Origin of the sequence: Brevundimonas sp., from assembly GCF_044239655.1 — a bacterium.
Taxonomy (GTDB): Bacteria; Pseudomonadota; Alphaproteobacteria; order Caulobacterales; family Caulobacteraceae; genus Brevundimonas.
Window position 1 is genome coordinate 68,873 of sequence record NZ_JBIIAY010000001.1, and the last position, 22,023, is coordinate 90,895.

General features: G+C 67.7%; 20 protein-coding genes. 9 read left to right on the plus strand and 11 right to left on the minus strand.

The window, feature by feature from the left end; genetic code table 11:
• The first annotated feature begins 78 nt into the window (after positions 1 to 78).
• Positions 79 to 996 (plus strand): SIMPL domain-containing protein, encoded by a 918-nt coding sequence (locus ACILQR_RS00330; RefSeq protein WP_395649532.1) that lies wholly within the window; start codon positions 79 to 81, stop codon positions 994 to 996.
• Here ACILQR_RS00330 and ACILQR_RS00335 read toward each other — a convergent pair.
• Positions 993 to 1,805 carry a sterol desaturase family protein gene (locus ACILQR_RS00335; RefSeq protein WP_395649533.1) on the minus strand — a complete coding sequence of 271 codons (813 nt, stop codon included), beginning with the start codon at positions 1,803 to 1,805 and terminating at the stop codon, positions 993 to 995. The two genes, ACILQR_RS00330 and ACILQR_RS00335, sit on opposite strands and share 4 nt — an antisense overlap.
• Positions 1,806 to 1,864: 59 nt before the next feature.
• Here ACILQR_RS00335 and ACILQR_RS00340 point away from each other — a divergent pair, with 59 nt between their 5' ends.
• Entirely contained in the window at positions 1,865 to 2,281 is a 417-nt protein-coding gene (locus ACILQR_RS00340; protein WP_395649534.1) for an HIT domain-containing protein, read from the plus strand.
• Here the strand turns inward: ACILQR_RS00340 and ACILQR_RS00345 are convergent.
• The 3 genes from ACILQR_RS00345 to ACILQR_RS00355 form a co-directional block, all read right to left on the minus strand.
• Positions 2,274 to 2,513, minus strand: coding sequence for a hypothetical protein (locus tag ACILQR_RS00345; protein WP_395649535.1), 240 nt, complete (start codon positions 2,511 to 2,513; stop codon positions 2,274 to 2,276). The two genes, ACILQR_RS00340 and ACILQR_RS00345, sit on opposite strands and share 8 nt — an antisense overlap.
• Before the next feature lie 77 nt (positions 2,514 to 2,590).
• Positions 2,591 to 3,976, minus strand: coding sequence for a bifunctional glutamate N-acetyltransferase/amino-acid acetyltransferase ArgJ (gene argJ / locus ACILQR_RS00350; protein ID WP_395649536.1), 1,386 nt, complete (start codon positions 3,974 to 3,976; stop codon positions 2,591 to 2,593).
• Positions 3,973 to 4,944 carry a peptidyl-prolyl cis-trans isomerase gene (locus ACILQR_RS00355; protein ID WP_395649537.1) on the minus strand — a complete coding sequence of 324 codons (972 nt, stop codon included), beginning with the start codon at positions 4,942 to 4,944 and terminating at the stop codon, positions 3,973 to 3,975. The genes argJ and ACILQR_RS00355 overlap by 4 nt, the downstream gene beginning before the upstream one ends.
• A 241-nt stretch (positions 4,945 to 5,185) precedes the next feature.
• Here ACILQR_RS00355 and secA point away from each other — a divergent pair, with 241 nt between their 5' ends.
• Both secA and ACILQR_RS00365 read left to right on the plus strand, forming a co-directional pair.
• Positions 5,186 to 8,041, plus strand: a complete 2,856-nt coding sequence (gene secA / locus ACILQR_RS00360; RefSeq protein WP_395649538.1) for a preprotein translocase subunit SecA — start codon at positions 5,186 to 5,188, stop codon at positions 8,039 to 8,041.
• 52 nt (positions 8,042 to 8,093) lie between these two features.
• Positions 8,094 to 9,257, plus strand: coding sequence for an aminotransferase class V-fold PLP-dependent enzyme (locus tag ACILQR_RS00365; RefSeq protein WP_395649539.1), 1,164 nt, complete (start codon positions 8,094 to 8,096; stop codon positions 9,255 to 9,257).
• 4 nt (positions 9,258 to 9,261) lie between these two features.
• Here the strand turns inward: ACILQR_RS00365 and ACILQR_RS00370 are convergent, their stop codons facing one another.
• Positions 9,262 to 10,191, minus strand: coding sequence for a hypothetical protein (locus tag ACILQR_RS00370; RefSeq protein WP_395649540.1), 930 nt, complete (start codon positions 10,189 to 10,191; stop codon positions 9,262 to 9,264).
• Positions 10,192 to 10,333: 142 nt separating this feature from the next.
• Between ACILQR_RS00370 and ACILQR_RS00375 the strand changes: the two genes are divergently transcribed.
• A complete protein-coding gene (locus tag ACILQR_RS00375) occupies positions 10,334 to 11,335 on the plus strand; it encodes an LLM class flavin-dependent oxidoreductase (protein WP_395649541.1) in 1,002 nt (333 codons plus the stop codon).
• On the opposite strand, the gene ACILQR_RS00380 is transcribed toward ACILQR_RS00375, so the two are convergent.
• The 4 genes from ACILQR_RS00380 to ACILQR_RS00395 form a co-directional block, all read right to left on the minus strand.
• Positions 11,332 to 11,928, minus strand: coding sequence for a hypothetical protein (locus tag ACILQR_RS00380; RefSeq protein WP_395649542.1), 597 nt, complete (start codon positions 11,926 to 11,928; stop codon positions 11,332 to 11,334). The genes ACILQR_RS00375 and ACILQR_RS00380 overlap by 4 nt on opposite strands.
• Before the next feature lie 2 nt (positions 11,929 to 11,930).
• Positions 11,931 to 13,082, minus strand: coding sequence for a polysaccharide biosynthesis/export family protein (locus ACILQR_RS00385; RefSeq protein ID WP_395649543.1), 1,152 nt, complete (start codon positions 13,080 to 13,082; stop codon positions 11,931 to 11,933).
• Between the two features lie 84 nt (positions 13,083 to 13,166).
• Positions 13,167 to 14,447 carry a glycosyltransferase family 4 protein gene (locus ACILQR_RS00390; RefSeq protein ID WP_395649544.1) on the minus strand — a complete coding sequence of 427 codons (1,281 nt, stop codon included), beginning with the start codon at positions 14,445 to 14,447 and terminating at the stop codon, positions 13,167 to 13,169.
• A 253-nt stretch (positions 14,448 to 14,700) separates the two neighbouring features.
• Positions 14,701 to 15,693, minus strand: a complete 993-nt coding sequence (locus ACILQR_RS00395; protein ID WP_395649545.1) for an SIS domain-containing protein — start codon at positions 15,691 to 15,693, stop codon at positions 14,701 to 14,703.
• Positions 15,694 to 15,869: 176 nt separating this feature from the next.
• Here ACILQR_RS00395 and otsB point away from each other — a divergent pair, with 176 nt between their 5' ends.
• The 3 genes from otsB (at position 15,870) to otsA (ending at position 19,989) form a co-directional block, all read left to right on the plus strand.
• Positions 15,870 to 16,679, plus strand: coding sequence for a trehalose-phosphatase (gene otsB / locus ACILQR_RS00400; RefSeq protein WP_395649546.1), 810 nt, complete (start codon positions 15,870 to 15,872; stop codon positions 16,677 to 16,679).
• A gap of 5 nt (positions 16,680 to 16,684) precedes the next feature.
• The gene (locus ACILQR_RS00405; protein ID WP_395649554.1) at positions 16,685 to 18,478 is read left to right on the plus strand and encodes a glycoside hydrolase family 15 protein; all 1,794 of its coding nucleotides are present in this window, start codon (positions 16,685 to 16,687) and stop codon (positions 18,476 to 18,478) included.
• Between the two features lie 65 nt (positions 18,479 to 18,543).
• A complete protein-coding gene (gene otsA / locus ACILQR_RS00410) occupies positions 18,544 to 19,989 on the plus strand; it encodes an alpha,alpha-trehalose-phosphate synthase (UDP-forming) (protein WP_395649547.1) in 1,446 nt (481 codons plus the stop codon).
• Between the two features lie 3 nt (positions 19,990 to 19,992).
• Here otsA and ACILQR_RS00415 read toward each other — a convergent pair whose 3' ends face one another.
• A complete protein-coding gene (locus ACILQR_RS00415) occupies positions 19,993 to 20,394 on the minus strand; it encodes a DUF1398 domain-containing protein (protein ID WP_395649548.1) in 402 nt (133 codons plus the stop codon).
• A 14-nt stretch (positions 20,395 to 20,408) separates the two neighbouring features.
• On the minus strand, positions 20,409 to 21,017 hold the full coding sequence (locus tag ACILQR_RS00420) for a glutathione S-transferase family protein (protein WP_395649549.1): 609 nt from the start codon (positions 21,015 to 21,017) through the stop codon (positions 20,409 to 20,411).
• A 238-nt stretch (positions 21,018 to 21,255) separates the two neighbouring features.
• On the opposite strand from ACILQR_RS00420, the gene ACILQR_RS00425 reads away from it, so the two are divergent.
• The coding region (locus ACILQR_RS00425) for a helix-turn-helix transcriptional regulator (protein WP_395649550.1) at positions 21,256 to 22,023 on the plus strand (768 nt) is incomplete at its 3' end.

Sequence of the window (22,023 nt, forward strand, 5' to 3'; positions counted from 1 at the left end):
CGAACCGGGATCGGCAAGCGGCGGGGTTTACGACCGGCGCGACGCCTGCGAGGCTGGCCTGAAAACGGGAGTGAAACCATGCGTCAAGTCACCGCCGCCCTGATCGCCGGAGTCCTCGCAGGCCTGGCGGCACCGGCCTTCGCCCAGACCCCGCCGGCCACGATCGGCCAGCAGTATGTCCCTGCGCCGTGGTGGATGCGTGATCCGGTGATCGCCTCGGTGGGTCAGGTACGGACCGAGATCGCCGCCAACCGCGCCGACTTCACCGCCGGCTTCACGGCCCTGGACCGTTCGGCCGCCGAGGCGTCGCGCAAGGCCGCCGACCTGGTGCGCGCCCTGTCCCAGCAGCTGGCGACCTATGGCGCCGACAAGGTCCGGGTGGAGACCAGCCTGACCACCCGGCCGATCTATGAGCAGTACCGCGACGAGGCCGGGGTGATGCGCGACAACGTCCGGGCCGACAAGATCGTCCGCTACCAGACCGAGGCCTCGGTGCGGCTGACCATCCGTGACGTGGCGGTGCTGGAACGGGCCTATGCGACGGTGGTGGCGACCCAGCCGACGACGCTGAGCCCCGTCTATTTCAGCCTCGAACCCGAAAACGCCTGGAAGACGGCCCTGGCTGCCGAGGCGATGAAGGATGCCCGTCGCAGGGCGGTGGCGGCGGCCGAGAACGCGGGCGCGACCCTGGGCTCGGTGCGCGTCATCGACCCCACCGGCCGGGCCTGCGAGACCGACGTCCTGGCCGGCTGGCCGTCCTACAGCGCAGGTGGCGGGCAGATGCAGACCGATGTCGACGAGGTGGTGGTCACGGGCAGCCGCACCGTTCGGGCCGGGGCCATGATGGCTCCGCCCGCAGCGCCGCCTCCGCCTCCGGCCCCTGTCCGCCCCGGCGAAGCGCCGTCAGAGGCCCAGATCGAGGCCGCGCGCCTGGCCCTGCAGCCGCCGTTGCAGACGATGACCGATAGCGCCTGCGTCGTTTACGGGCTGAACTAGAACACAAGTTTCCGCTCATCCCGGCTTTCCCCGGGATGAGCGGAAGGCTGGGGGACGGGTCGGCTCAGCGGATACGCCAACTGGCCCAGAAACCCGTCCGGCACCGGATCGCTGACCCCGTACCGCTCCGGATGCCCCGTCTCGGGCAATCGGAAGGTGCCGAAGATCCGGTCCAGGATCGACAGCTGGGCCCCGAAATTCATGTCATAGGCTTCGCGCTGATCGGCGTGGTGCCAGTGGTGGAAGCGGGGCGAGCCGATGACCTGGGCCAGGGGCCCGAAGTCGAGCCGGACGTTGGCGTGCAGGAGCAGCGCATGCACGTGATAGGTCACCCCATAGATCAGCAGCGGCAGGGGCTCGATCCCGAACACGATGGCGGGGGCCAGCGCCACGCCCGAGAACATCAGCTGTTCCACCGGATGCTCGCGATGCGAACTCATCCAGTCCAGCTCGCGACTGGAATGATGCACCGCATGGAAGCGCCACAGTACCGGCACCGCGTGGGCCATCCGGTGGGTCCAGTAGATGCCGAGCTCGGCGGTGATCAGCACCATCAGATACTGCGCCCAGACCGGCTGGGCCCGAACCGCATCAGCGACCGGCCCCGGCACGAGCCGGACGGCGAGGACGCTCAGCACCACGGCGATGGCGATCATCCCCAGCCGGATCACGGCCCCGCCGACGAAAATATGCAGCACGTCGGTCAACCAGCCGCTTCGCAGCACCTTCTGGCCCCGCTTCAGGGCGACGAGCCGCTCCAGCAGGACGAAGCCCACCGCACAGCCGGCCAGCAGAATGAGGTCGATCATCGACATGGCCCCAGTCTAGGGCCTCGTCCTTGCGGGGCCCTTAAGGCTAGGATCGCCGCATGACGTTCGAGATCGATCCCCGCCTGCTGGCAAACTCCGCCGCCCTGCCGCCGCTCGGCTTGTCGGACCTGCGCCTGATGGACGATGCCCGCTTTCCCTGGCTGGTGCTGATCCCCCGGGTGCCCGGCGCGACCGAGCTCGACGATCTCGACGCGGGCCAGCGCGCCGTTCTGATCGAGGAGATCGCCGCCGCCGGTGCCATGGTCCGCCGTCTGGGTGAGGCGCTGGGTCGCCCGATCGACAAGCTGAACACCGCCGCCCTGGGCAATGTCACGCCCCAGCTCCACATCCACATCGTCGGCCGCCGCCGCGACGACCCCCTCTGGCCCGACCCGATCTGGGGCCGAGGGGCACTTGAGCCCCGCGCGGAGGGTGAAACGTCCCGGTTGGCGGGCATCGCCGCCGGCCTCAGATGAATTTTGGAACGCGCGTCTTGAGGATCGCGATCAGGGCCGGGTTCATGAAGGCATAGTCGTCGGGGATGTCGAGACAGACGACTCGGGCGCGACCGAGGTTCTTGCGGAAGCGGCGCTGCAGGATCGCGCGGTGGCGTTTCTCCATCACGAAGATGATGTCTGCCCACTCCACGAGTTCAGACGTGACTTGCTCGTCTGCATCCAGGGCAAGGCCAGCCGAAGCGGTCTCCACGTCCGGCCAGCCGGCGAAGACCTGTTCAGCCGTCGGCGAACGGAGCCGGTTACGCGAACAGACGAACAGGACCGTCTTCAGCTCCGATAGTCCCCGTTGATCTCGATGTAACCCTTGGTCAGGTCGCAGGTCCAGACGGTGGCCGAGGCCCGGCCGGAGCCGACGTCGACGGTGATGTCGATCTCGGGGTTCTTCATATAGGCCGACATCGCGGCCTCGTCGTAGGTCGGCGAAGGGGCACCGTCGATGGCCGCGACATTGGGGCCGAAACGGATGGCCAGGGCGTCGCGGTCGACCGGTTCCTCGGTCTTGCCAACGGCCATGACGACCCGGCCCCAGTTGGCGTCCTCGCCGGCGATGGCGGTCTTGACCAGGGGGCTGTCGGCGATCGACTTGGCCAGCTTCCTGGCCGAGGCGGGCGAGGCGGCGCCGTCCACGGTGATCCGCACGAATTTGGTCGCTCCCTCGCCGTCGCGGACCAGCTGGTGGGCCAGATCCAGCATGACCTTGTCGAGCGCCGCCGAAAACTCCTTGAGCCGACGGTCGCCGACCCGGCCGATGCGCGGGGCGTTGGAGGCGCCGGTCGCGAACATCAGACAGGTGTCGTTGGTCGAGGTGTCGCCGTCCACGGTCACCGAGTTGAAGGTGGTGCGAACGTGCAGACCCAGCAGGGCGCGCAGCACGCCGGGGTGGATGTCGGCATCGGTGACGATGAAGGCCAGCATGGTCGCCATGTCCGGGGCGATCATGCCCGACCCCTTGGCGATCCCGGCGATCCTGACCTTTTCGCCGTCGATCAGGCATTCGGCATAGGACCCCTTGGGGAAGGTGTCGGTGGTCATGATGCCGCGACCGGCGCGGGCCCAGCCGTCGGCGTCGAGGCCCGCCTCGATGTCGGGCATCCGGGCGGCGATCTTCCGGTCGTCCAGCACCACGCCGATGACCCCGGTGGAGGCCAGCATGACGTCCCGCTGGCGACAGCCGAACCGTTTGGCGACCTCGGACGCGGTGCGGCGGGCGGCGTCGGCCCCGGCCTTGCCGGTGAAAGCGTTGGCGCAGCCCGCATTGACCACCAGGGCCCGCACATCCTTGCCGCCCTCGGCCGCGTCGAGATGGCGCTTGCACCAGTCCACCGGGGCAGAGCCGATCTTGTGGCGCGTGAAGACGCCGGCACAGGTCGTGCCCTTGGCGAAGGAGAAGACCACCAGATCGTCACGCTCGTGCTTGTAGAAGCCCGCGCGCGCCGTCGCGATCTCGACCCCACCGATGGGCGGGATGGTCGGGAAGGGCACGGCCAGTGGCGAGACGGCCAGGCCGGGCTTGCCCGGGGCTGGGGTAGCGGCAGGCGTGGGTGCCGTGGCCCGCTTCAGCGCCGAGGCGAGCGGGTCCAGCGCCTTGCCGACCGCCGCCTCGAATTTCTGACCGGCCGAGGGCTTGCCGGGCGGCGGTGGCGTCCGGCTCATTTCGGGGCTCCGGCGGTGGCGGGTTGGGCGGCAGGGGGTGTCGCTGCGGCCGGTGCGGGCGCAGGCGCAGAGGCAGGCTCCTGCGGTTCGGGTCCGGTCGTGGTCTCGCCGGCCAGCAAAACCTCGACCTTCGCTCGACCTCGAAGCTGTTCCAGCAACTGGCGCACCCCCTCATAGGTCAGATAGCGCACGATCTGGGGCCGCGCCTGTTCCAGGGTCGGAGGGCTTTCCTTCCTCCGGTCCTCGACGCGCAGCACGGCCCAGCCGCCGTCGGTCTGGAACGGGCCGACCGTCGACCCGGCCGGTGCATCACGCAAGGCATTGGCATAGGCCTGGGGCATGACGTCGATGGTCGAATAGCCGAGGTCGCCGCCCGAGAACCGCGTGGCTTCATCCACCGACCGCTCCTGCGCCACCGCCCCGAACTGGGCCCCCTGGGCCAGGATGCCGAGCACCGCGTCGGCCTCGGGTTTGGTGCGCGACAGGATCAGGCGGATGCGGATCTCCTCCGACGTCCGGGCCAGGCGAAGCTGCTCCTGATACAGGGTCTGGACCGCCTGGTCGTTGATGCGGCCATTGACTTCGTTCTCGACCAGCATGTCGCCCAGAATCCGCTCCTGCGTCGCCTTCAGACGGCGCTGGGCCAGGGCCGAGTTGTCGAGGCCCCGCCGCTCGGCCTCGGCGGCCAGCAGCTTCTGGTCGATGACCTCGTCCAGCACCCGGCGGAACAGGTCACTGGTCACGTCCAGAGGCTCGCCCTCGCCGACCAGCCCTTGCGCCACCGCCTCGCGCTTGACGTCCGACGCCCACAGGGTCTCGCCCTGAACCTTGGCGACGGCCCGGTCGCCGGGTTCCGGCGGCGCATCGTCACCACTGCCGCGACCGCAGGCTGCGACGGCCAGAACGGCGACGAAAGCGACCAGGATCAGGGGGTTGCGCGAATGACGCCCGGTGGAAAAAAGGGACAAGGGGAGGCTCTCCGTCCCGGACCGCAAAGGCCCTCGCGTTGACAGGGGTATGGCCGGTGCTTAAGTCCCGCCTGCGCCCAAGTCGAGGGGTTTTCGATCGTTCGCGCGGCCCCGCGCAGCGCCCTGTTTCAGGCGCGCCGGGTCGTCGATGACCGGGCCCTGGACTGAAGACGCTGACGGCCTTCGTCGGCCAGACCCTGTCTCTTGAGCCTTCAGACGCTCGACCGCCCTCGGATACTCCATGCTCGGCTTTGCCAAGAAACTGTTCGGCTCTTCCAACGACCGCAAGGTCAAGGACTTCCTGGTCCGCGTCGAGAAGATCACCGCCCTGGAGCCCAAATTCGCCGCCCTGTCGGACGACGAGCTGCGGATGATGACCCAGACCTTCCGGGACCGGCTTGCGGCCGGCGAGACCCCCGACAAGATCTTGAACGAAGCCTTCGCCGTCGCGCGCGAGGCGTCCAAGCGGGTGCTGGGCCAGCGCCAGTACGACGTGCAGCTGGCCGGCGGCATGATCCTGAACGAGGGCGGCATCGCCGAGATGCGCACCGGCGAGGGCAAGACCCTGGTCGCCGTGGCCCCGGTGTATCTGAATGCGCTCTCGGGCCAAGGCGTCCACGTCATCACCGTTAACGACTATCTGGCTCGGCGCGACGCCGACTGGATGGGCCGGGTTTACCGGTTCCTGGGGCTTGAGGTCGGGGTCATCGTCAACGGCCTGTCGTCAGGCCAGCGTCAGGCGGCCTATGCCTCGGACATCACCTACGGCACCAACAACGAGTTCGGCTTCGACTATCTGCGCGACAACCTGGTCTACAATCGCGACGAGATGGTCCAGCGCGGCCATAATTTCGCGATCGTGGACGAGGTCGACTCCATCCTGATCGACGAGGCGCGCACGCCCCTGATCATCTCGGGCCCGACCGAGGACCGTTCGGACCTGTACAAGATCCTCGACGGCATCGTGAAGGACCTGATCGTCGACAAGACGACCTACGACCTCGACGAGAAGCAGAAACAGGCCCTGCTGACCGAGGAGGGCTCCGAGAAGATCGAGCAGATCCTGGAGGACGGCGGCCATTTCGCCGAGGACACGACGGGCCTCTACGACGCCGCCAACATCAGCCTGGTCCACCACGTCAACCAGGCCCTGCGCGCCAACACCCTGTATACCCGGGACAAGGACTATATCATCAAGGGCGGCGAGATCGTCCTGATCGACGAGTTCACGGGCCGGATGATGACCGGACGCCGCCTGTCCGAGGGCCTCCACCAGGCCATCGAGGCCAAGGAGGGCGTGCAGATCATGCCCGAGAACCAGACCCTGGCCTCGGTGACGATCCAGAACTATTTCCGGCTCTATTCCAAGCTGTCGGGCATGACCGGCACCGCCGCGACCGAGGCCCAGGAGTTCGGCGACATCTACAAGATGGAGGTGCTGGAGGTCCCGACCAACCGCCCCGTCCAGCGCATCGACTATGACGACGAGGTCTACCGGACCGAGCGCGAGAAGAATATCGCCATCGCCAAACAGATCGCCGACTGCCGCGATCGCGGCCAGCCGATCCTGGTCGGCACGGTCTCGATCGAGAAGTCCGAGACCCTGTCGCGGATGCTGGACGAGTACGAGCACAAGGTCGAGGTGTCGCGCACCCTCAAACCCGAGTTCGTCGGCAAGGCCAAGGAAGCGGAAAAAGTCGGCGACGCCGCCTATGACATCGTGTGGGAAACCAAGTTCAAGGGCATCCCGCACAGCGTCCTGAACGCCCGCCAGCACGAGCAGGAAGCCTTCATCGTCGCCGACGCGGGCCTGCCCGGCGCGGTGACCATCGCCACCAACATGGCCGGGCGCGGCACCGACATCCAGCTGGGCGGCAACCTCGAGATGCGGCTGGAGAAATTCCGCCTCGACCAGCGCAACCTGGGCATCCCGGTCACGCCGGAGGAGGAAAAGGCCGAGGAAGCCCGGCTCAAGGCCGATATCGCCGTTCAGAAACAGATCGCTCTGGAAGCCGGCGGCCTGTTCGTCCTGGGCACCGAACGCCACGAAAGCCGCCGCATCGACAACCAGCTGCGCGGCCGCACCGGCCGTCAGGGCGACCCCGGTACCTCGAAATTCTTCCTCTGCTGCGAAGACGACCTGCTGCGCATCTTCGCCGGCGACCGGCTGGACTCGATCATGCGGTCCTTCGGCGTGGCCGAGGGCGAGGCGATCTCCCACCCCTGGCTGAACCGCGCCGTCGAGACCGCCCAGAAGCGCGTCGAGACCCGCAACTACGACATCCGCAAGAACCTCCTGAAGTACGACGACGTCGTCAACGACCAGCGCAAGGCGGTCTTTGAACAGCGCCAGGAGTTCATGGATTCCGACGACCTGTCCGAACTGGTCGGCGAGTTCCGGCGCGACGTGGTGACCGACCTGGTCGACCGCTTCATGCCGCCCAAGGCCTATGCCGAACAGTGGGACATCGACGGGCTGGACGAGAAGGTCCGCTCGACCCTGGGCCTCGAACTGCCCCTGCACGACTGGGCCGCCGAGGAGGGCGTGTCCAACGAGGAGGTCGAGGAACGGCTTCAGGCCGCCGCCGACGCCCGCGCCACAGAACGGCTGGAACTGATCGGCGAGGGCCAGACCCGGGGGCTGGAGAAGCAGTTCCTGATGCAGCAGATCGACATGAGCTGGCGCGAGCACCTGGTCCATCTGGACCACCTGCGCGGGGTCATCGGCCTGCGCGGCTACGGCCAGCGCGATCCGCTGAACGAGTACAAGACCGAGGCCTTCTCCCTGTTCGAGAGCCTGCTCCATGACCTGCGCCACAACGTTACCCGCTGGCTGATGACGGTCGAGTTCCGCTTCCAGCCGCCGCCGGAGATGGAAATGCCCGTCTTCCAGGAAATCCACCTGAACCCCGGCACCGGCGAGAACGAGATGCTGAACGCCCGGGCCCAGAACCCGGAACAGCAGTTCACCGGCGACGACCGCTCGCGCTTCCCGGTCGAGTTGCTGCCCGAAGGCTGGGAACGCACCTCGCGCAACGCCGACTGCCCGTGTGGATCGGGCCGCAAGTTCAAGCACTGCCACGGAAGTCTGGTTTAAGGGCGACGGCTCACGGCTTGAGCCCAGTCGGCTTTGGGGCGAGAGAAGGGGGATGTCCCACAAACCCCTCTTCTCCCGCGCCCTCGCCCTCGATCCCGAGCGGCTGCATTTCGCGGCGCACAGCCATCACCTGTGGCCTGACGCCTCGTACGACGGGCAGGTGCGGGCCTGGGACGAGGCGAACCGGTTCGCGGACCGGAAATGGGACCTGGTCTTCGGTGAGGTGGTGCCGGAGGCGCAGAGGCATATCGCGTCCGAGCTCGGCCTGCCGGATCCCGAGACGGTGGTCTTCGCACCCAACACCCACGACTTCCTGATCCGCATCTTCTCGGGCCTGTCGAACAAGCCCGTTCGCATCCTGACCACGGACGGGGAGTTCCACGCCTTTCGCCGTCAGGCCGAACGCTGGGAGGAGGCGGGCGAGGCGGTGGTGACGCGGGTGCCGCTGGAGCCGTTCGCGACTTTCGCCGAGCGGTTCGTCGCCGAGGCCGAACGGGGGGCCTGCGACCTGATCGTGGTCAGCCAGGTCTTTTTCAAGACCGGTCAGGCCTTCGACCGGATCGCCGATCTGGCGGCCCTGGCGCGGCCTGAAGGGCCGTGGGTGGTCGTCGACGGCTATCACGGCTTCATGGCCACCCCGACGGACCTGTCGGGCGTCGCGGACCGGGTCTTCTACGTTTCGGGCGGCTACAAATACGCCATGACCGGCGAGGGTGCCGGCTTCCTGCACGCGCCGGACGGCTTCTGTCCCCGGCCGGTGGTGACGGGCTGGTTCGCCGAGTTCGGCAATCTGATGGGACCGCCGGGCGGGGTCCAGTACCGCGAGGACGCAGGCCGGTTCTGGGGCGCGACCTTCGATTCCACGCCGCTGTATCGGTTCAACGGGGTGCGGCGGATGCTGGACGAAGCCGGGCTGACCACGGCCGACGTCTCGGCTCATGCGCTGGGGCTGCAAATTAGGTACTCGCAGGCGCTGGCGGCGGGGGAGTGCGGCAGCCTGGATCAGGGCACGGTGCTCAATCCGGTCGAGGGCGACGGCCCGCGCGCACGGTTCATCGCCCTCCGGCACCCGGACGCTCAGTCCTGGCGGGCTGCGCTGCTGGCCGCCAATGTCGTGACCGACGTGCGCGACGACACCATCCGCTTCGGCTTCGGCCTGTATCAGGACGCCGAGGACGTCGAGCGCCTGATCGCCGTCTGCCGACGCCTGTTCTGACGCCTCAGTAGAACTGGGTGTCTTCGGGCTCGGGCGGCGGTGGGGTTGTCGGCCGGGTCTGGGCGCGCGGCGGCCGCGGACGGTTCGTCTCCAGCCGCGAGGTCGGACGCTGAGCAGAAGAGCCTGACGCCTGGCCCGTCGGGGCCGGAGCCGCCTGGCTCGGCTGGGGGGCGGTCGGCGTCGTCGCCGGGGGTGTCGCTGGCAGGTCGGGATAGGGCAGGCCCTGGGTCTCGGGCACAGGCGTCACCGGTGCGGTGGGCCCGACCGGAGCGGCCTCGACGGCGATGGTGTCCGGCGCGTCCAGGTCGTCGCGGATGAAGGCCCAGGACCGCCGGTCGGCACAGGCGCAGGCCTTCAGGAACCCCTCGCGGTCGCGCCAGATGACCAGGGGCCAGGTCGGCTTGACCCCGGCGTCCCGCATCAGGGTGTCCAGCCGCGCGACGAACTGGCGGCTGGCATCGACCACGGCGGTGCGGGCCAGGTTGCCGTCGGCGGGTGCGATGCCCTCGGCCTTCCAGCCGGCGCCCGGCGTATCCGTCCAGCGGCGGTACAGGTTCCAGTCCCGGTTCAGCCACAGCTCGGCGATCGTGGCCCGTTCGGCCGGCGTCGACTGGGTCGCCCCTTCGCGGTCGGACCGGGCGAACATCAGCACACGCACATCGGCCCCACCGGCACGCAGTTTCTCGGCCTCTTCGGCCTCATAGGCATGGGTCGAGGCACTGCCGCGATAGCCGATGATATAGAGGGGCTGGTCGCCGCCGCCCGGCGACACCCAGGACGCCTCGTCCAGCAGCCGCTGGATCTCGCCCTGGTTCCGCGCGATCGTAACCGGCTGGAAACGCGCATAAAAATGATCGTAGGCCAGGTATCCGCTCACGGCCAGGACAAGGCCGATTACGACCGCCAGGCCAGACCAGATCAGGAAACGACGCATGCGACAGGCGGCTCCAGCTTGAGCATTCAGCCCAACCTAACGCTCCGTAGCGAAATCAGTCGCGCAAGAACACCGCAGGCGCGAATGCAACTGTGACTGTGGCGGGGGTTCCGATCCCCGGTGGCTTCCCCATATCGGGCTCATGACCACGCTTTCCATTCTCGATCTCGCCCCCGTGCCGCAAGGCTCGGACGTGTCGCAGGCCCTCGCCAACACCATCGATCTGGCGCGCCACGCCGAGCGGCTGGGCTTCAACCGCTACTGGCTGGCCGAGCACCACAACATGGCCGGGATCGCCTCGGCGGCGACCTCGGTGGTGATCGGGGCAGTGGCGGCGGCGACGAAGACGATCCGCGTCGGAGCGGGTGGGGTCATGCTGCCCAACCACGCGCCCCTGGTCATCGCCGAACAGTTCGGCACCCTGGCGGCCCTGCATCCCGGCCGCATCGATCTGGGCCTGGGCCGGGCACCGGGGTCGGACATGGCCACGGCGCGGGCCCTGAGACGCACGCTCCAGGGCGACGTCGACAACTTTCCGCAGGATGTGATGGAGCTGATGCACTGGTTCGCCCCGGCGACCGAGGACCAGCGTATCCGCGCCAATCCCGGCGAGGGTCAGGATATCCCGGTCTGGATCCTGGGCTCATCCACCTATGGGGCCCAGCTGGCGGCCCATCTGGGCCTGCCCTATGCCTTTGCCAGCCATTTCGCCCCGTCCGAGATGATGGCGGCGATCCAGACCTATCGCCAGACCTTCCGCCCCTCGGAGCGGCTGGCCGAGCCCTATGTGATGCTGGGCTTCAACGTCTTCGCGGCCGAGACCGATGATCAGGCGCGGCTGTTGTTCAGCTCGGTCCAGCAGGCCTTCGTCAACCTGCGCGCGGGCCGCCCGGGCAAACTGCCGCCGCCGGTCGAGGGCTATGAGCAGGGGCTGGGCGAGGCCGAACGCGGCATGATCGCCCAGGCCCTGGCCTGTTCGGCGGTCGGGTCGCCGGCCACCGTCCGTCGCGAGATCGACGCCTTCGTCGCCCGCACCGGCGCCGACGAGCTGATGATCACCAGCCAGATCTGGTCCCACGCCGACCGGGTCCGCTCGCTGGAACTGCTGGCCGATGCGATGGGTGGACGGGCGATCGCCGCTTAATCCGCTTTCGGCGGCTTGGGCTTGGCGCGGGACTTCCGAGGCTTCTTCGGCCTGGCCGAGGCGGCGATACGCTTCTGGACGGGCCGGGGCGGTGAAAGCTGGAGCTGTCGCCAGGCCATGCCCAGGTCGATGGCCGTCTCGATATCCTCGGCGAAATCGGGACCGCTGCGCTCCGCCAGACGGGTGCGCAGCGTGTGGCAGTCTCGCAGCATGACCGAAGCTTCCTTCAGGTCGGGCGGGCTGTCCGGCTGATCGCCGATGTCCTCCAGCGAGCCGAACCGCCATCCTGACCCGTCCTTCTGGGCCAGGACCAGGGCCCAGCGTTCCTCGGCGGTCAGGTCGTCGGCCAGATAGCGCCAGCCGGCCGCGCGCAGTGACCGGGCATACTGTCCCGGTCGTGTCGGCAGGTCGTGGGCCTCATAGACGGCCAGGGCCGCCGCCTCGATCTCGGACAGCAGGCGCGCGGCCGGGGTGTCGTCCGGGGTCCGCTCACGGCGCGGTGCCCCCTGCCACGGATCGCTGATGATGGCTTCGACCCGACGCCGTCGCGACCCCGGCCAGGCCCATGGAATGCGCGGCGGCCGCCAACCCATGGCTACTGGTTCAGGGTGTTGGTCACCGAGATGTCGTAGATCACGCGGGTAAAGGTCTGGACCAGGGTGAAGAATTTGCTCAGTTCCGCCGAATCCGAGTTCGGGACATACAGGATGTCGTCCGGCTGGATCATGAAGTTGTTGGCGGTGAAGAAGCCGGTCCCTTCCTCGAGGTTCAGGCGATAGACGACGGGCACACCGCGCGGCAGCGCCGGCTGGGTCAGGCCGATCGCCTGGGCGACCTCGGGCCGCTCGAAGCGGAAGACCAGGACCGAACGTGCATTGGCGATGGTGGAGTTCAGCCCGCCGACGCGGCTGAGGGCACCGGCCAGGGTCAGGGGCCCGGCCGCCATCTCGACCTGCGAGATCGCGCCCAGGGCCCCGAACGTCGAATAGCGGCGGGGGCGGTAGGTCAGGTTCACCTGATCGCCGCGTTGCAGGCGGATGTTCTCGCCGAACTCGGTCGTGACCACGCCGAGCGGCGCCGTATAGGTCCGGCCGTCGCGCTGGATGTTGACGATCACGTCCTCGGGCGTACGGGTCGAACCCCCGGCGGCGGCGATGATGTCCAGGATGGTGTTGGCGTTGCCGCTGAGCAGGGCACGGCCGGGCTGGCGAACCTCGCCCAGGACGGTGACGGTATTGTAGGCGTTGTTGGCCACGGAAACGACGACCTGGGGGTTGCCGACCTTGCCGCGAAGCGCGCGCTGGATGGCCTGACCGGCCTCGGTGGCGCTCAGGCCTGCAACATTGACCGATCCGGCATAGGGGATGGTCACGGCACCGGCCGAGTTGACCACGATGGCGGGCAGGTTCTGGTTGCCGGGACGGATGTTCTCGCCCCCCGATCCGCCACCGAACAGGGTGCCGCTGGGCTCCAGAATGGCGACGGCCAGGGTATCGCCGGGACCGATCATTCCACCACCCGCAGGCTCTGTCGCGTCGGTCAGCGAGCCCAGGAACTGGGAGGGCTGGGCCTTGATCCGCTCGGTCAGCGCATAGTCCAGGTCGATGATCACATAGTTGGCCTGCTCGGCCGACGCGCCGCGGGCCACGGCTCGGCCCGAGGGTCCATCGCGCGGCAGGGTCGAGCATCCACCCAGAATGGCGACGAGCGCCAGGATCGAGACGGTGCGGGTCAGGGCGTTGGGCATGGTCATACGCCAGTGATTACCGGCCTTTGCGGACCGGAGCCAGACCCCTCGCAATGATTCGACCGACAGCGCGACCCTAAGGCCTCATACGACGGCGAGGCGACGGTCCAGGCCGGTCCGTTCCTCGACCTGGCGGAAGTGATCGGTCCAGGTCGGCGCGCGATACGGCGCGGCCAGAGGCCGAACCCGCGTCGCCCGCTCCAGAGCCGCAAGCCAGCCCAGTCCATCCAGCGGATCGATCAGTTCGGCGTGGGGCACGAGCTCGCGATGGGCGGGGATGTCCGAGGCGATCAGGGGCACCCCCAGCGCGCACGCCTCCACCGCCGGCAGGTCAAACCCCTCGACCGACGACGGTGCCAGCACCGCCTGGGCGTTGTTCATCAGGGTCGCGAGGGAAGCGTCCGGCAGGTTGGCCGACTGATGCACCAGCCCGCGAAGATTAGGCGAGCGTTCGAGATGATCCAGAACCGCCTCGTTCTCCCATCCGTAGCGGCCGACCAGCACCAGTTGAGGCGTCTCGGCCCCCATCCGCTCCTGCAGCCGTCGCCAGACGGTCAGCAGGAAGGCCAGGTTCTTGCGTGCCTCGATCGTGCCCACGTGAACGAAATAGGGGCGTGGCGGTGCGGCCTGGGGCTTGGCCACGAAGACCGATTCCAGGCCCAGATGCACGGCATCGATCGGCGGGGCCGAAACCCGCTCGAAGGCGGCGAACCGCAGCAGTTCCTCGGCCGTATACTGGGAGTTGACGATGATCCGCGAGGCGTATTTCAGCGCCGTCAGCACCCGCAGCCGGTGTTTGGCACCGTCGCCTGGGCGGCAGAACTCGGGATGGGTAATCGGGATCAGGTCGTGCAGCAGGACCACGCTGGGGATCGCGCGCGCCTTCAGCGAGGTCAGGATCTGTGGCGTGTTCAGGCTGGTGTGGCCGACGTTGAAATAGACCCGGCTCGGCGGCAGATCGAGCATCTTGCGCGACCGGAAGAACTGTTTGAACACCCTGAGCTGTCGGCGACGGTTCTTGTCGCCGCCCGAGGTCGGTGGCGGGGGCGGCGCGCCGATCACGGACTGGGCCGCGGGGCGTTCGGAGTGCAGGGCTTCCAGAAGCCGTGTCGCATTGCCGGTCAGGGCGTGTTCGGCGTCATCGCCGGTCCAGCGCGCCCGCAAGGTCTCCACACAGGTCCGGAACCAGCTGTCGTCCACCGCGACCAACTCGTCATGCTTGGACCGGACAGGGATCATCTTCAGGTCGGGTCGCGCCAGCAACCATTCGGCATAGGCCAAGCAGACCCGGTCCACGCCCGTCGGCGCGGTACGCTCGGTCCGGCTGAGCAGCCGGCTGGCATCGAACAGCACGCCCTCGATCATGATACGCCGACCTGACTGCAAGACCCGTGAGACCCGAACCGATAAGCGCCAGGTCCAAACGCCGCCTTAAGGGACAACCTCCGGGCGATCGATCGCGAGCGTACCGGCCTGATCCGTGAAGGGCGAACCTTGTCCAAGCAGCCCTCGTTCCCAGCCGTCAGTCCGGTGCTCGTGCGACCCGGGTCGCGAGCGTGGGGGCTGGCGTAACCCCTTGTCGGGGAACGGTCAATCATGGCGTCCTGACGGTTTCCGATCACGAGACGTAGCCCGCCTGCATCAGTTCGGCGACATGGATGATGGCCACCGGTCGGTCGCTCTCCATCACGAACAGGGTCGCGATCTTGTTGGCCGCCAGCAGGTCGACGACGTCGCTCATCCGTTGATCCGGGTTCACGGTGATCGGGGTCCGGCTCATGATGTCGGCGGCGGTGATGCTGGAAATATCGTTGGCGAAGGCGCGGCGCACGTCGCCGTCGGTGATCATTCCGGCCAGGGCCCCTTCGCCGTTGAGCACGGCTACGGCCCCCTTGCGACCCGCGGTGATCGTGGCCACCACGTCGGCAAACGAGGCGTCCAGCGGCACGCTGGCCGGCGGAGCATGGTTGTCGCCCATCCACTCGCGCACGCTCTGCAAACTCATGCCCAGGGCGCCGCCGGGGTGATGCAGGCCGAAATCGGTGGCGGTGAACTCGCGCCGGTCCATCAGAACCATGGCCAGGGCATCGCCCAGCGCCAGGGTCATCAGGGTCGAGGTGGTCGGCGCCAGGCCGTTGGGACAGGCCTCGGCGACATTGGGCATGATCAGAGGGACCGCCGACATCCGCGCCAGGAAGCTGGAACTGCGCTGGGTCATGCCGATGACCGGAATGCCGGCACGCTGGCAGAAGATCAGCGGATCGCGCAGCTCGCGGCTCTCGCCCGAGGCCGAGATCGCCAGCAGGGTCGTATCGGACCGCAGCATGCCCAGGTCGCCGTGGCTCATCTCGGCCGGGTGGACGAAAAAGGCGTTGGTGCCGGTCGAGGCCAGGGTCGCGGCGATCTTGCCGCCGATATGGCCGGACTTGCCGATGCCGGTGACCACCACATAGCCGGGCCGCGACAATATGACCTCGCAGGCGCGGGCCAGGGAGGCGTCGATCGTCCGCTCCAGGGCCTGCAAGGCTTCGATATTGAGCTGCATCACCTCTCGCGCCCGGCCGGTCATCACGGCGATGTCTGCGGGCGATGAGTGGGGAATTTCGGGCATAATCCAGGCGTCCTGACCGAGACCATCGCCTCGTTCCGAGCCCGGAATTGCCCCAGAACGGCGCCCGGCACAATCCTACGGAAAGTCGTAGGACGGCAAAGCGGGCCGATCGGCCAACCTTTGCCGTCGTGGCGCGTTGGGGTGTGCAAGGGGACTTGAAGATCATGGGAGATCCAATGCCGAACGCCGAAAGTCGTGCGCCCGACGCCGCGTCCTTGGGGCTGCCTGCCCTGACGCCCCCGCCGGTGCGGTTCGATCGGCTGGCCCTGTTTCTGGACATGGACGGCGTCCTTGCACCCCTGGCCGAAACCCCCGACGCGGTCGGCCCCGTCGCGCGGCGCTCGGCGGTGCTGCGTCGTCTGGATGAGCGGCTTGAGGGCCGGCTGGCCATCGTCAGCGGTCGCACCCTGTCCGAGATCGACCGTATCAGCGCGGCCGGCCCGCTGGCCGCATCCGGGGTGCATGGACTGCAACGGCGTCGCCGGGACGGTTCGACCGTGATCGCACCGGCCTCTCCCGGTATCGCGCCCGCGACCCGTGCTCTGCGCGCCTTTCAGGATGCGCACCCGGAGGTGATCGTCGAAGAGAAGGGCGTCTCTGTCGGCCTCCACTACCGTCAGGCCCCAGACATCGCTGAGGCCGCCTTGGCCCTGGCCCGCTCGGTTGCCGCCGAACACGGACTGTCGGTCCAGCCCGGGGTCATGGTGGTCGAGCTGAAGACGCCCGGGTCGGACAAGGGCTCGGCGATCGCCGCCTTCATGGCCGAGCCGCCGTTTCAGGGTGCAACTCCGGTGATGCTCGGCGACGACCTGACCGACGAGAATGCCTTTCGGGCTGCGGCCGAACGTGGCGGATTCGGGGTCCTGGTCGGGCCGATGCGGGAGACCCTGGCCAGCCACGGCCTCGACAATGTGGATTCGGTCCTGACCTGGCTGGAGGCGGTCGCCGACGGCATCGACGCCTCGGCCGGGGAGAAGGCGGCATGAGCGGCATGGCCCCCCTCCGTCCCAACCTCGACCTGGCCCCCATCGGCAACTGTTCGATCAGCGCCCTGATCGATCGTCAGGGCCGCTTCGTCTGGGCCTGCGCCCCGCGCATCGACGGCGATCCGGTCTTCTCCGCCCTGATGAATGGTGAGACGCCCGAACACGGCTTCTGGTCGGTGGAACTGGAGGGGCTGAAGGATGTCTCTCAGGCCTATATCCGCAACACGCCCGTGCTCAGGACCGTCCTGACCGCCGGGGACGGGGCCTCCGTCGAGATCATCGATTTCGCCCCCCGCCACATGAAGCATGCGCGGACCTATCGTCCGCTGGCCTTCAGCCGGATCATCCGGCCGCTGGCCGGGGCGCCGCGTGTGACCATCCGACTGCGCCCCTCGGCCGACTGGGGCGCGCGCCGGGCCGAGGTGACCTCGGGCTCGAACCACATCCGCTATCTGTGTTCCGACATCACGCTCAGGCTGACCACCGACTGCCCGGTCTCGCATGTGCTGGAAGAGCGCACCTTCCGGCTGGAACAGCCGCTGGCCTTCTTCCTCGGGCCGGACGAGGGGTATGACCAGGAGGTCGGGCCGGGCGTTTCGGCGACGCTGGACCGCACCATCGCCTACTGGAAGGACTGGGTCCGAACCCTCTACATCCCGCTGGACTACCAGGATGCGGTGATCCGCGCCGCGATCACGCTGAAGCTCTGCGTCTACGAAGAGACCGGTGCCATCGTCGCGGCCATGACCACCTCAGTGCCCGAGTTCCCCGAGAGCGGGCGCAACTGGGACTATCGCTACTGCTGGGTCCGCGACGCCTATTATACGGTGCGCGCCCTGAACCGGCTGGGCGCGGTGGACATCCTCGAGAACTACCTCGTCTATCTCAGGAATCTGGTCGATCAGTCGGCGGGGGGGCACGTCCAGCCGGTTTATGGGGTCGGACTTGAAGAGGACATCGACGAGCGGATCGTCACGTCTGTCGCCGGCTATCGCGGCATGGAGCCCGTCCGCGTCGGCAACCAGGCCCGCGAACACCTCCAGCACGACGTCTATGGCCAGATCGTCCTGCCGCTGGTGCAGAGCTTCTACGACACCCGCCTGCTGCGTCCCGGCACGATCGACGACTTCTATGCGCTGGAAAAGGTCGGCGAGAGGGCGTTCGCCATGCACGATCAGGTCGATGCGGGTCTATGGGAGTTCCGCACCATCGCCCGGGTCCACACCTATTCGTCGGTGATGTGCTGGGCCGCCTGCGACCGTCTGGCCAAGGCCGCCGATCACCTGGGTCTGGCCGAACGCGCCGCCTTCTGGGCCGATCGCGCCCGGATAATCCACGAGCGGGTCGAGAAGGAGACCTTCATTCCCGCAGAAGGCCGGTTCGGGGCCTCCTTCGGCGGGACCGAGCTGGACGCCTCCCTGCTGCAGTTGGTCGATCTGGGCTTCCTCAAGCCTGACGATCCGCGTCAGGTCGCCACCTTCGAGGCCATCGAGCGCGACCTGAAGAAGGGCCCCTATCTGTTCCGCTATGTGATCCCCGACGATTTCGGCGAGCCGGAAACCGCGTTCAACTTCTGCACCTTCTGGTTCATCGAGGCCCTGCACCTGAACGGTCGCAGCGATGAGGCGCGGGAGATATTCGAGCAGATGCTGTCGCGCCGGACCAACGCCGGCCTGCTGTCCGAGGACATCTCGCTGGGCGACGACGAACTGTGGGGCAACTACCCCCAGACCTACTCGCTGGTGGGCATCATCAACTGCGCGATTGAGCTGAGCAGGTCGTGGACCGACGTCCGCTGACGCACAATCCGTTCACATCCGGTTCATCGGGGTGATCCATTCGGCGAGCTTGGCGTTATAGGGCCATGTCTCGACTGATCGTTGTCTCCAATCGGGTGTCGGCCCCCGCCGACCCCGCCGCCGGCTCGGCCGGTGGCCTGGCCATGGCCCTGTCCGCCGCCCTGCGCAAATACGACGGCCTCTGGTTCGGGTGGTCCGGCGAAACGGTCGATCACTTCACCGGCGACATCAAATGGGAGGACCGGGCCGGCGTGACCGTCGCCCTGGTCGATCTGGAGGCTCAGGACGTTGACGAATACTACAATGGCTACGCCAACAAGACCCTGTGGCCGCTGTTCCACCACCGTGTCGACCTGACGGCCTATGAGCGGTCCTATGGCGAGGGCTACGAGCGGGTGAATGCCCGGTTCGCCGAGGTGCTGCGGCCCCAGATCCAGCCGGACGACATCATCTGGATCCACGACTATCACCTGATCCCGATCGCGCGGGACCTGCGGCGGCTGGGCGTGACCAACCGGATCGGCTTCTTCCTGCACACCCCCTGGCCCGCCCGGCAGCTGCTGGTGACCCTGCCGCACCATCGTCGGCTGGTGGAGAGCCTGTTCGCCTATGACCTGATCGGCTTCCAGACCCAGGAGTGGCTCGATCTGTTCCGCGACTATGTGGTGTCCGAGGCGCGGGGCGATCTGGTCGGTGACGGCGGGATGGAGTGTTTCGGCCGCACCGTCCAGGCGGGCGTCTATCCGATCGGCATCGACGTGGACGCCTTCATCGACGCGCGGAACTCGCCCCAGGGCAATCGCACCTACGACCGGATGGCGGCTTCGTCGGCCTTCCGCTCGATGATGGTCGGGGTGGACCGGCTCGACTATTCCAAGGGGCTGGAAGAGCGGATGCTCGGCTATGAACAGTTCCTGCACGATACCCCGGATATGCGCGGCAATGTCTTTCTGGTCCAGGTCACACCGATCAGCAGGGACGAGGTCGATACCTATCAGGACATCCGCGCCCGGCTGGACGCCCTGGCCGGCCGCATCAACGGCGAATATGCCGACATGGACTGGCAGCCGATCCGCTATCTGAACCGCAGCTATCGCCGGGACCAGCTGGCGGGGATCTACCGCGCCGCACGGGTCTGTCTGGTGACGCCGCTGCGTGACGGCATGAACCTGGTGGCCAAGGAGTTCGTCGCGGCCCAGAACCCCGAGGATCCGGGCGTGCTGATCCTGTCACGGTTCGCAGGAGCGGCCGAACAGATGGGCGAGGCCCTGCTGGTCAATCCCTTCAGCCGAGAGGAGGTCGCCGACGCCATCAAACGCGCCCTGACCATGCCGCTGGAGGAACGGGTGCGGAAATGGCAGGCCCTGATGAAGGTCGTCCGCGACACCGACGTCGGCATCTGGCGCGACGACTTCGTCGGCGACCTGAAAGATGTGGCCATCACCGGCAACGGCGGCGGCCTGTTCCATCAGGACCCGTTCCACCACCACGACCAGGCCGACGCGGCCTGACACCTATCCGTCAGGAAAGCGCTCGGTATGGGTCTCGCCGGTTCGTCCGACATACAGCGCGCGCCGGCCGATGAAGGAGACCAGATACTCCGCACATCCGGCTGCGGTGACGGTCCGGCAGAAACCCGGATAGCTATAGCCCTCGGCCTGGGTCTGGGCCGCACGGATCGCATTCCGGATCGTGTCTGCGTCAAATCCTGCGGCGACTGGAAAGGCGGGAAACGGCGCTGCCAGGTCGAATGAAGACCCATCCGCCCGAAAATAGATCGCGACGGCGCGCCTGAAGTCGATCCGGTAACTCTCGATGCCTGCTTCCATCAGGGTGCCGACGATCTGCGGAAAACTCATTGCGCCGGTTTCAGCGGCCTCCAGACAGGCGCGTGCCGCATGGATCGAGGGGTCCATCGCGTCAGGCTCCATCACGCGGCTCGCGTCAGGGTGAGATCACCGTCGCGCGCGTCGGCGCGAACCTTGGCCGGCCGGGCGTTCAGGCGCTCGATATAGCGGTCGAACACCGGACTGTCCGGCAGATAGTCCCGGCCCCAGGTCAGGGCGCTGCCGATGATGACATCGGCGATGGTGAACCGGTCCCCCATCAACCACGGCCCCTCCCACAGCGCCTCGATCAGCCGATTGGTCGCCTGTTCATAGCGGCGTTGGGCCATCGGGTCCGTCGCGGTCGCGCCGCTGATTCTGCCCCAGAAGGCCGGCTCCATCTCGCCTGCCGCCCAGAACATCCAGCTCAGCAGGACGCCGCGCTCGGTTGACCCTTGTGGAAAGCCCAGACCCGCCTCGGGATAGAGCCCGGCCAGATAGACGGCGACCGCTCCAGACTCGGTAATCAGCGCTCCGTCATGCAACAGGGCCGGGACCTTGCCTTCCGGATGCGGGTTTTGCGGATCCCGGGCACCCGAACCGTCACCGCGCCGGATGTCGCAATAGTGGATATCGACCTCGGCCCCCAACTCCTCGATCAGCCAGACCAGGCGCGACGAGCGCGATTGCGGGGCGTGAAACAGCGTCAGCATGGTGAAACCCTCCTTGTGCGCTATCGCTCGCCGCGCGGCGGCTCGCGGCTTGAGCGCGATGGCGGCCGAGCCCTCCCCGGCGGCAGGGATTGACTACTGCCACCCTGCTGCCAGCATGCTGTCAGCAGCGAAGATGCAGGTTGCTCGGATAAACCCGTCGCTATTCGGCGAGTGCAGAGAAGGAGAACGCGCTCAAGCAGCGAGCGACCGCGTCGCGAGCGTTAGCGCACCCTAATTCATGAGACGCGCCGACCGCCTGTTCCAGATCGTCCAGCTGCTGCGCCGCAGCTCGCGCCCCCTGACGGCCGAGGCGATCGCCGTCGAGCTGGAGACCTCGAAACGCAGCGTCTATCGCGACATCGCCGCCCTGATGGGCCAGCGGGTGCCGATCCGGGGCGAGGCCGGCATCGGCTATGTGCTGGAGGGCGGCTTCGACATGCCGCCGTTGATGCTGACGTCGGACGAGATCGAGGCGGCGGTACTCGGCGCCCAGTGGGTGGCCGGGCGCGGCGATCCGGCCCTGGCCCGCGCCGCCCGTGATCTGGTCGCCAAGATCGCGGCGACTGTGCCGGAGCGGCTGCGGCCTGTGGTGCTGGAGCCCGCGGTGTCGTCCGGACCGGTCTGGAAGCCGGCGGAGGCGGATCGACTGGACATGGCTCAGGTCCGGGCCTGGATCCATGCGGGGCGCAAGCTGACGCTCGACTACTCGGATGAACAGGGGCGCAACAGCCGGCGCATCATCTGGCCCTTCCTGATCGGTTATCGCGAGACGACGCGACTGCTGGTCGGCTGGTGCGAAAGCCGCGCCGACTTCCGCACCTTCCGCACCGACCGGGTGGTGGCGGCGACCTTTCTGGACGACCGCTATCCGGGCCGCCCGGCCCAACTCCGCGCCCGCTGGCAGGCCAAGATGGACGAAGAGCACCGACGGTATCAGGCCGCGGAGGGTGCGAACGAAAAATCCTCCCCCATGGGGGGAGGGGGACCGCGAAGCGGTGGAGGGGGC

Bases quoted from the DNA above. Each gene is read 5' to 3' on its own strand.
- ACILQR_RS00335 (WP_395649533.1), bottom strand. From the start codon at position 1,805: ATGATCGACCTCATTCTGCTGGCCGGCTGTGCGGTGGGCTTCGTCCTG.
- ACILQR_RS00395 (WP_395649545.1), bottom strand. From the start codon at position 15,693: ATGCCCGAAATTCCCCACTCATCGCCCGCAGACATCGCCGTGATGACC.
- ACILQR_RS00365 (WP_395649539.1), top strand. From the start codon at position 8,094: ATGTCCCACAAACCCCTCTTCTCCCGCGCCCTCGCCCTCGATCCCGAG.
- argJ (WP_395649536.1), bottom strand. From the start codon at position 3,976: ATGAGCCGGACGCCACCGCCGCCCGGCAAGCCCTCGGCCGGTCAGAAA.
- otsB (WP_395649546.1), top strand. From the start codon at position 15,870: ATGCCGAACGCCGAAAGTCGTGCGCCCGACGCCGCGTCCTTGGGGCTG.
- ACILQR_RS00370 (WP_395649540.1), bottom strand. From the start codon at position 10,191: ATGCGTCGTTTCCTGATCTGGTCTGGCCTGGCGGTCGTAATCGGCCTT.
- ACILQR_RS00380 (WP_395649542.1), bottom strand. From the start codon at position 11,928: ATGGGTTGGCGGCCGCCGCGCATTCCATGGGCCTGGCCGGGGTCGCGA.
- secA (WP_395649538.1), top strand. From the start codon at position 5,186: ATGCTCGGCTTTGCCAAGAAACTGTTCGGCTCTTCCAACGACCGCAAG.
- ACILQR_RS00390 (WP_395649544.1), bottom strand. From the start codon at position 14,447: ATGATCGAGGGCGTGCTGTTCGATGCCAGCCGGCTGCTCAGCCGGACC.
- ACILQR_RS00385 (WP_395649543.1), bottom strand. From the start codon at position 13,082: ATGCCCAACGCCCTGACCCGCACCGTCTCGATCCTGGCGCTCGTCGCC.
- ACILQR_RS00405 (WP_395649554.1), top strand. From the start codon at position 16,685: ATGGCCCCCCTCCGTCCCAACCTCGACCTGGCCCCCATCGGCAACTGT.
- ACILQR_RS00340 (WP_395649534.1), top strand. From the start codon at position 1,865: ATGACGTTCGAGATCGATCCCCGCCTGCTGGCAAACTCCGCCGCCCTG.
- ACILQR_RS00375 (WP_395649541.1), top strand. From the start codon at position 10,334: ATGACCACGCTTTCCATTCTCGATCTCGCCCCCGTGCCGCAAGGCTCG.
- otsA (WP_395649547.1), top strand. From the start codon at position 18,544: ATGTCTCGACTGATCGTTGTCTCCAATCGGGTGTCGGCCCCCGCCGAC.
- ACILQR_RS00330 (WP_395649532.1), top strand. From the start codon at position 79: ATGCGTCAAGTCACCGCCGCCCTGATCGCCGGAGTCCTCGCAGGCCTG.
- ACILQR_RS00415 (WP_395649548.1), bottom strand. From the start codon at position 20,394: ATGGACCCCTCGATCCATGCGGCACGCGCCTGTCTGGAGGCCGCTGAA.
- ACILQR_RS00420 (WP_395649549.1), bottom strand. From the start codon at position 21,017: ATGCTGACGCTGTTTCACGCCCCGCAATCGCGCTCGTCGCGCCTGGTC.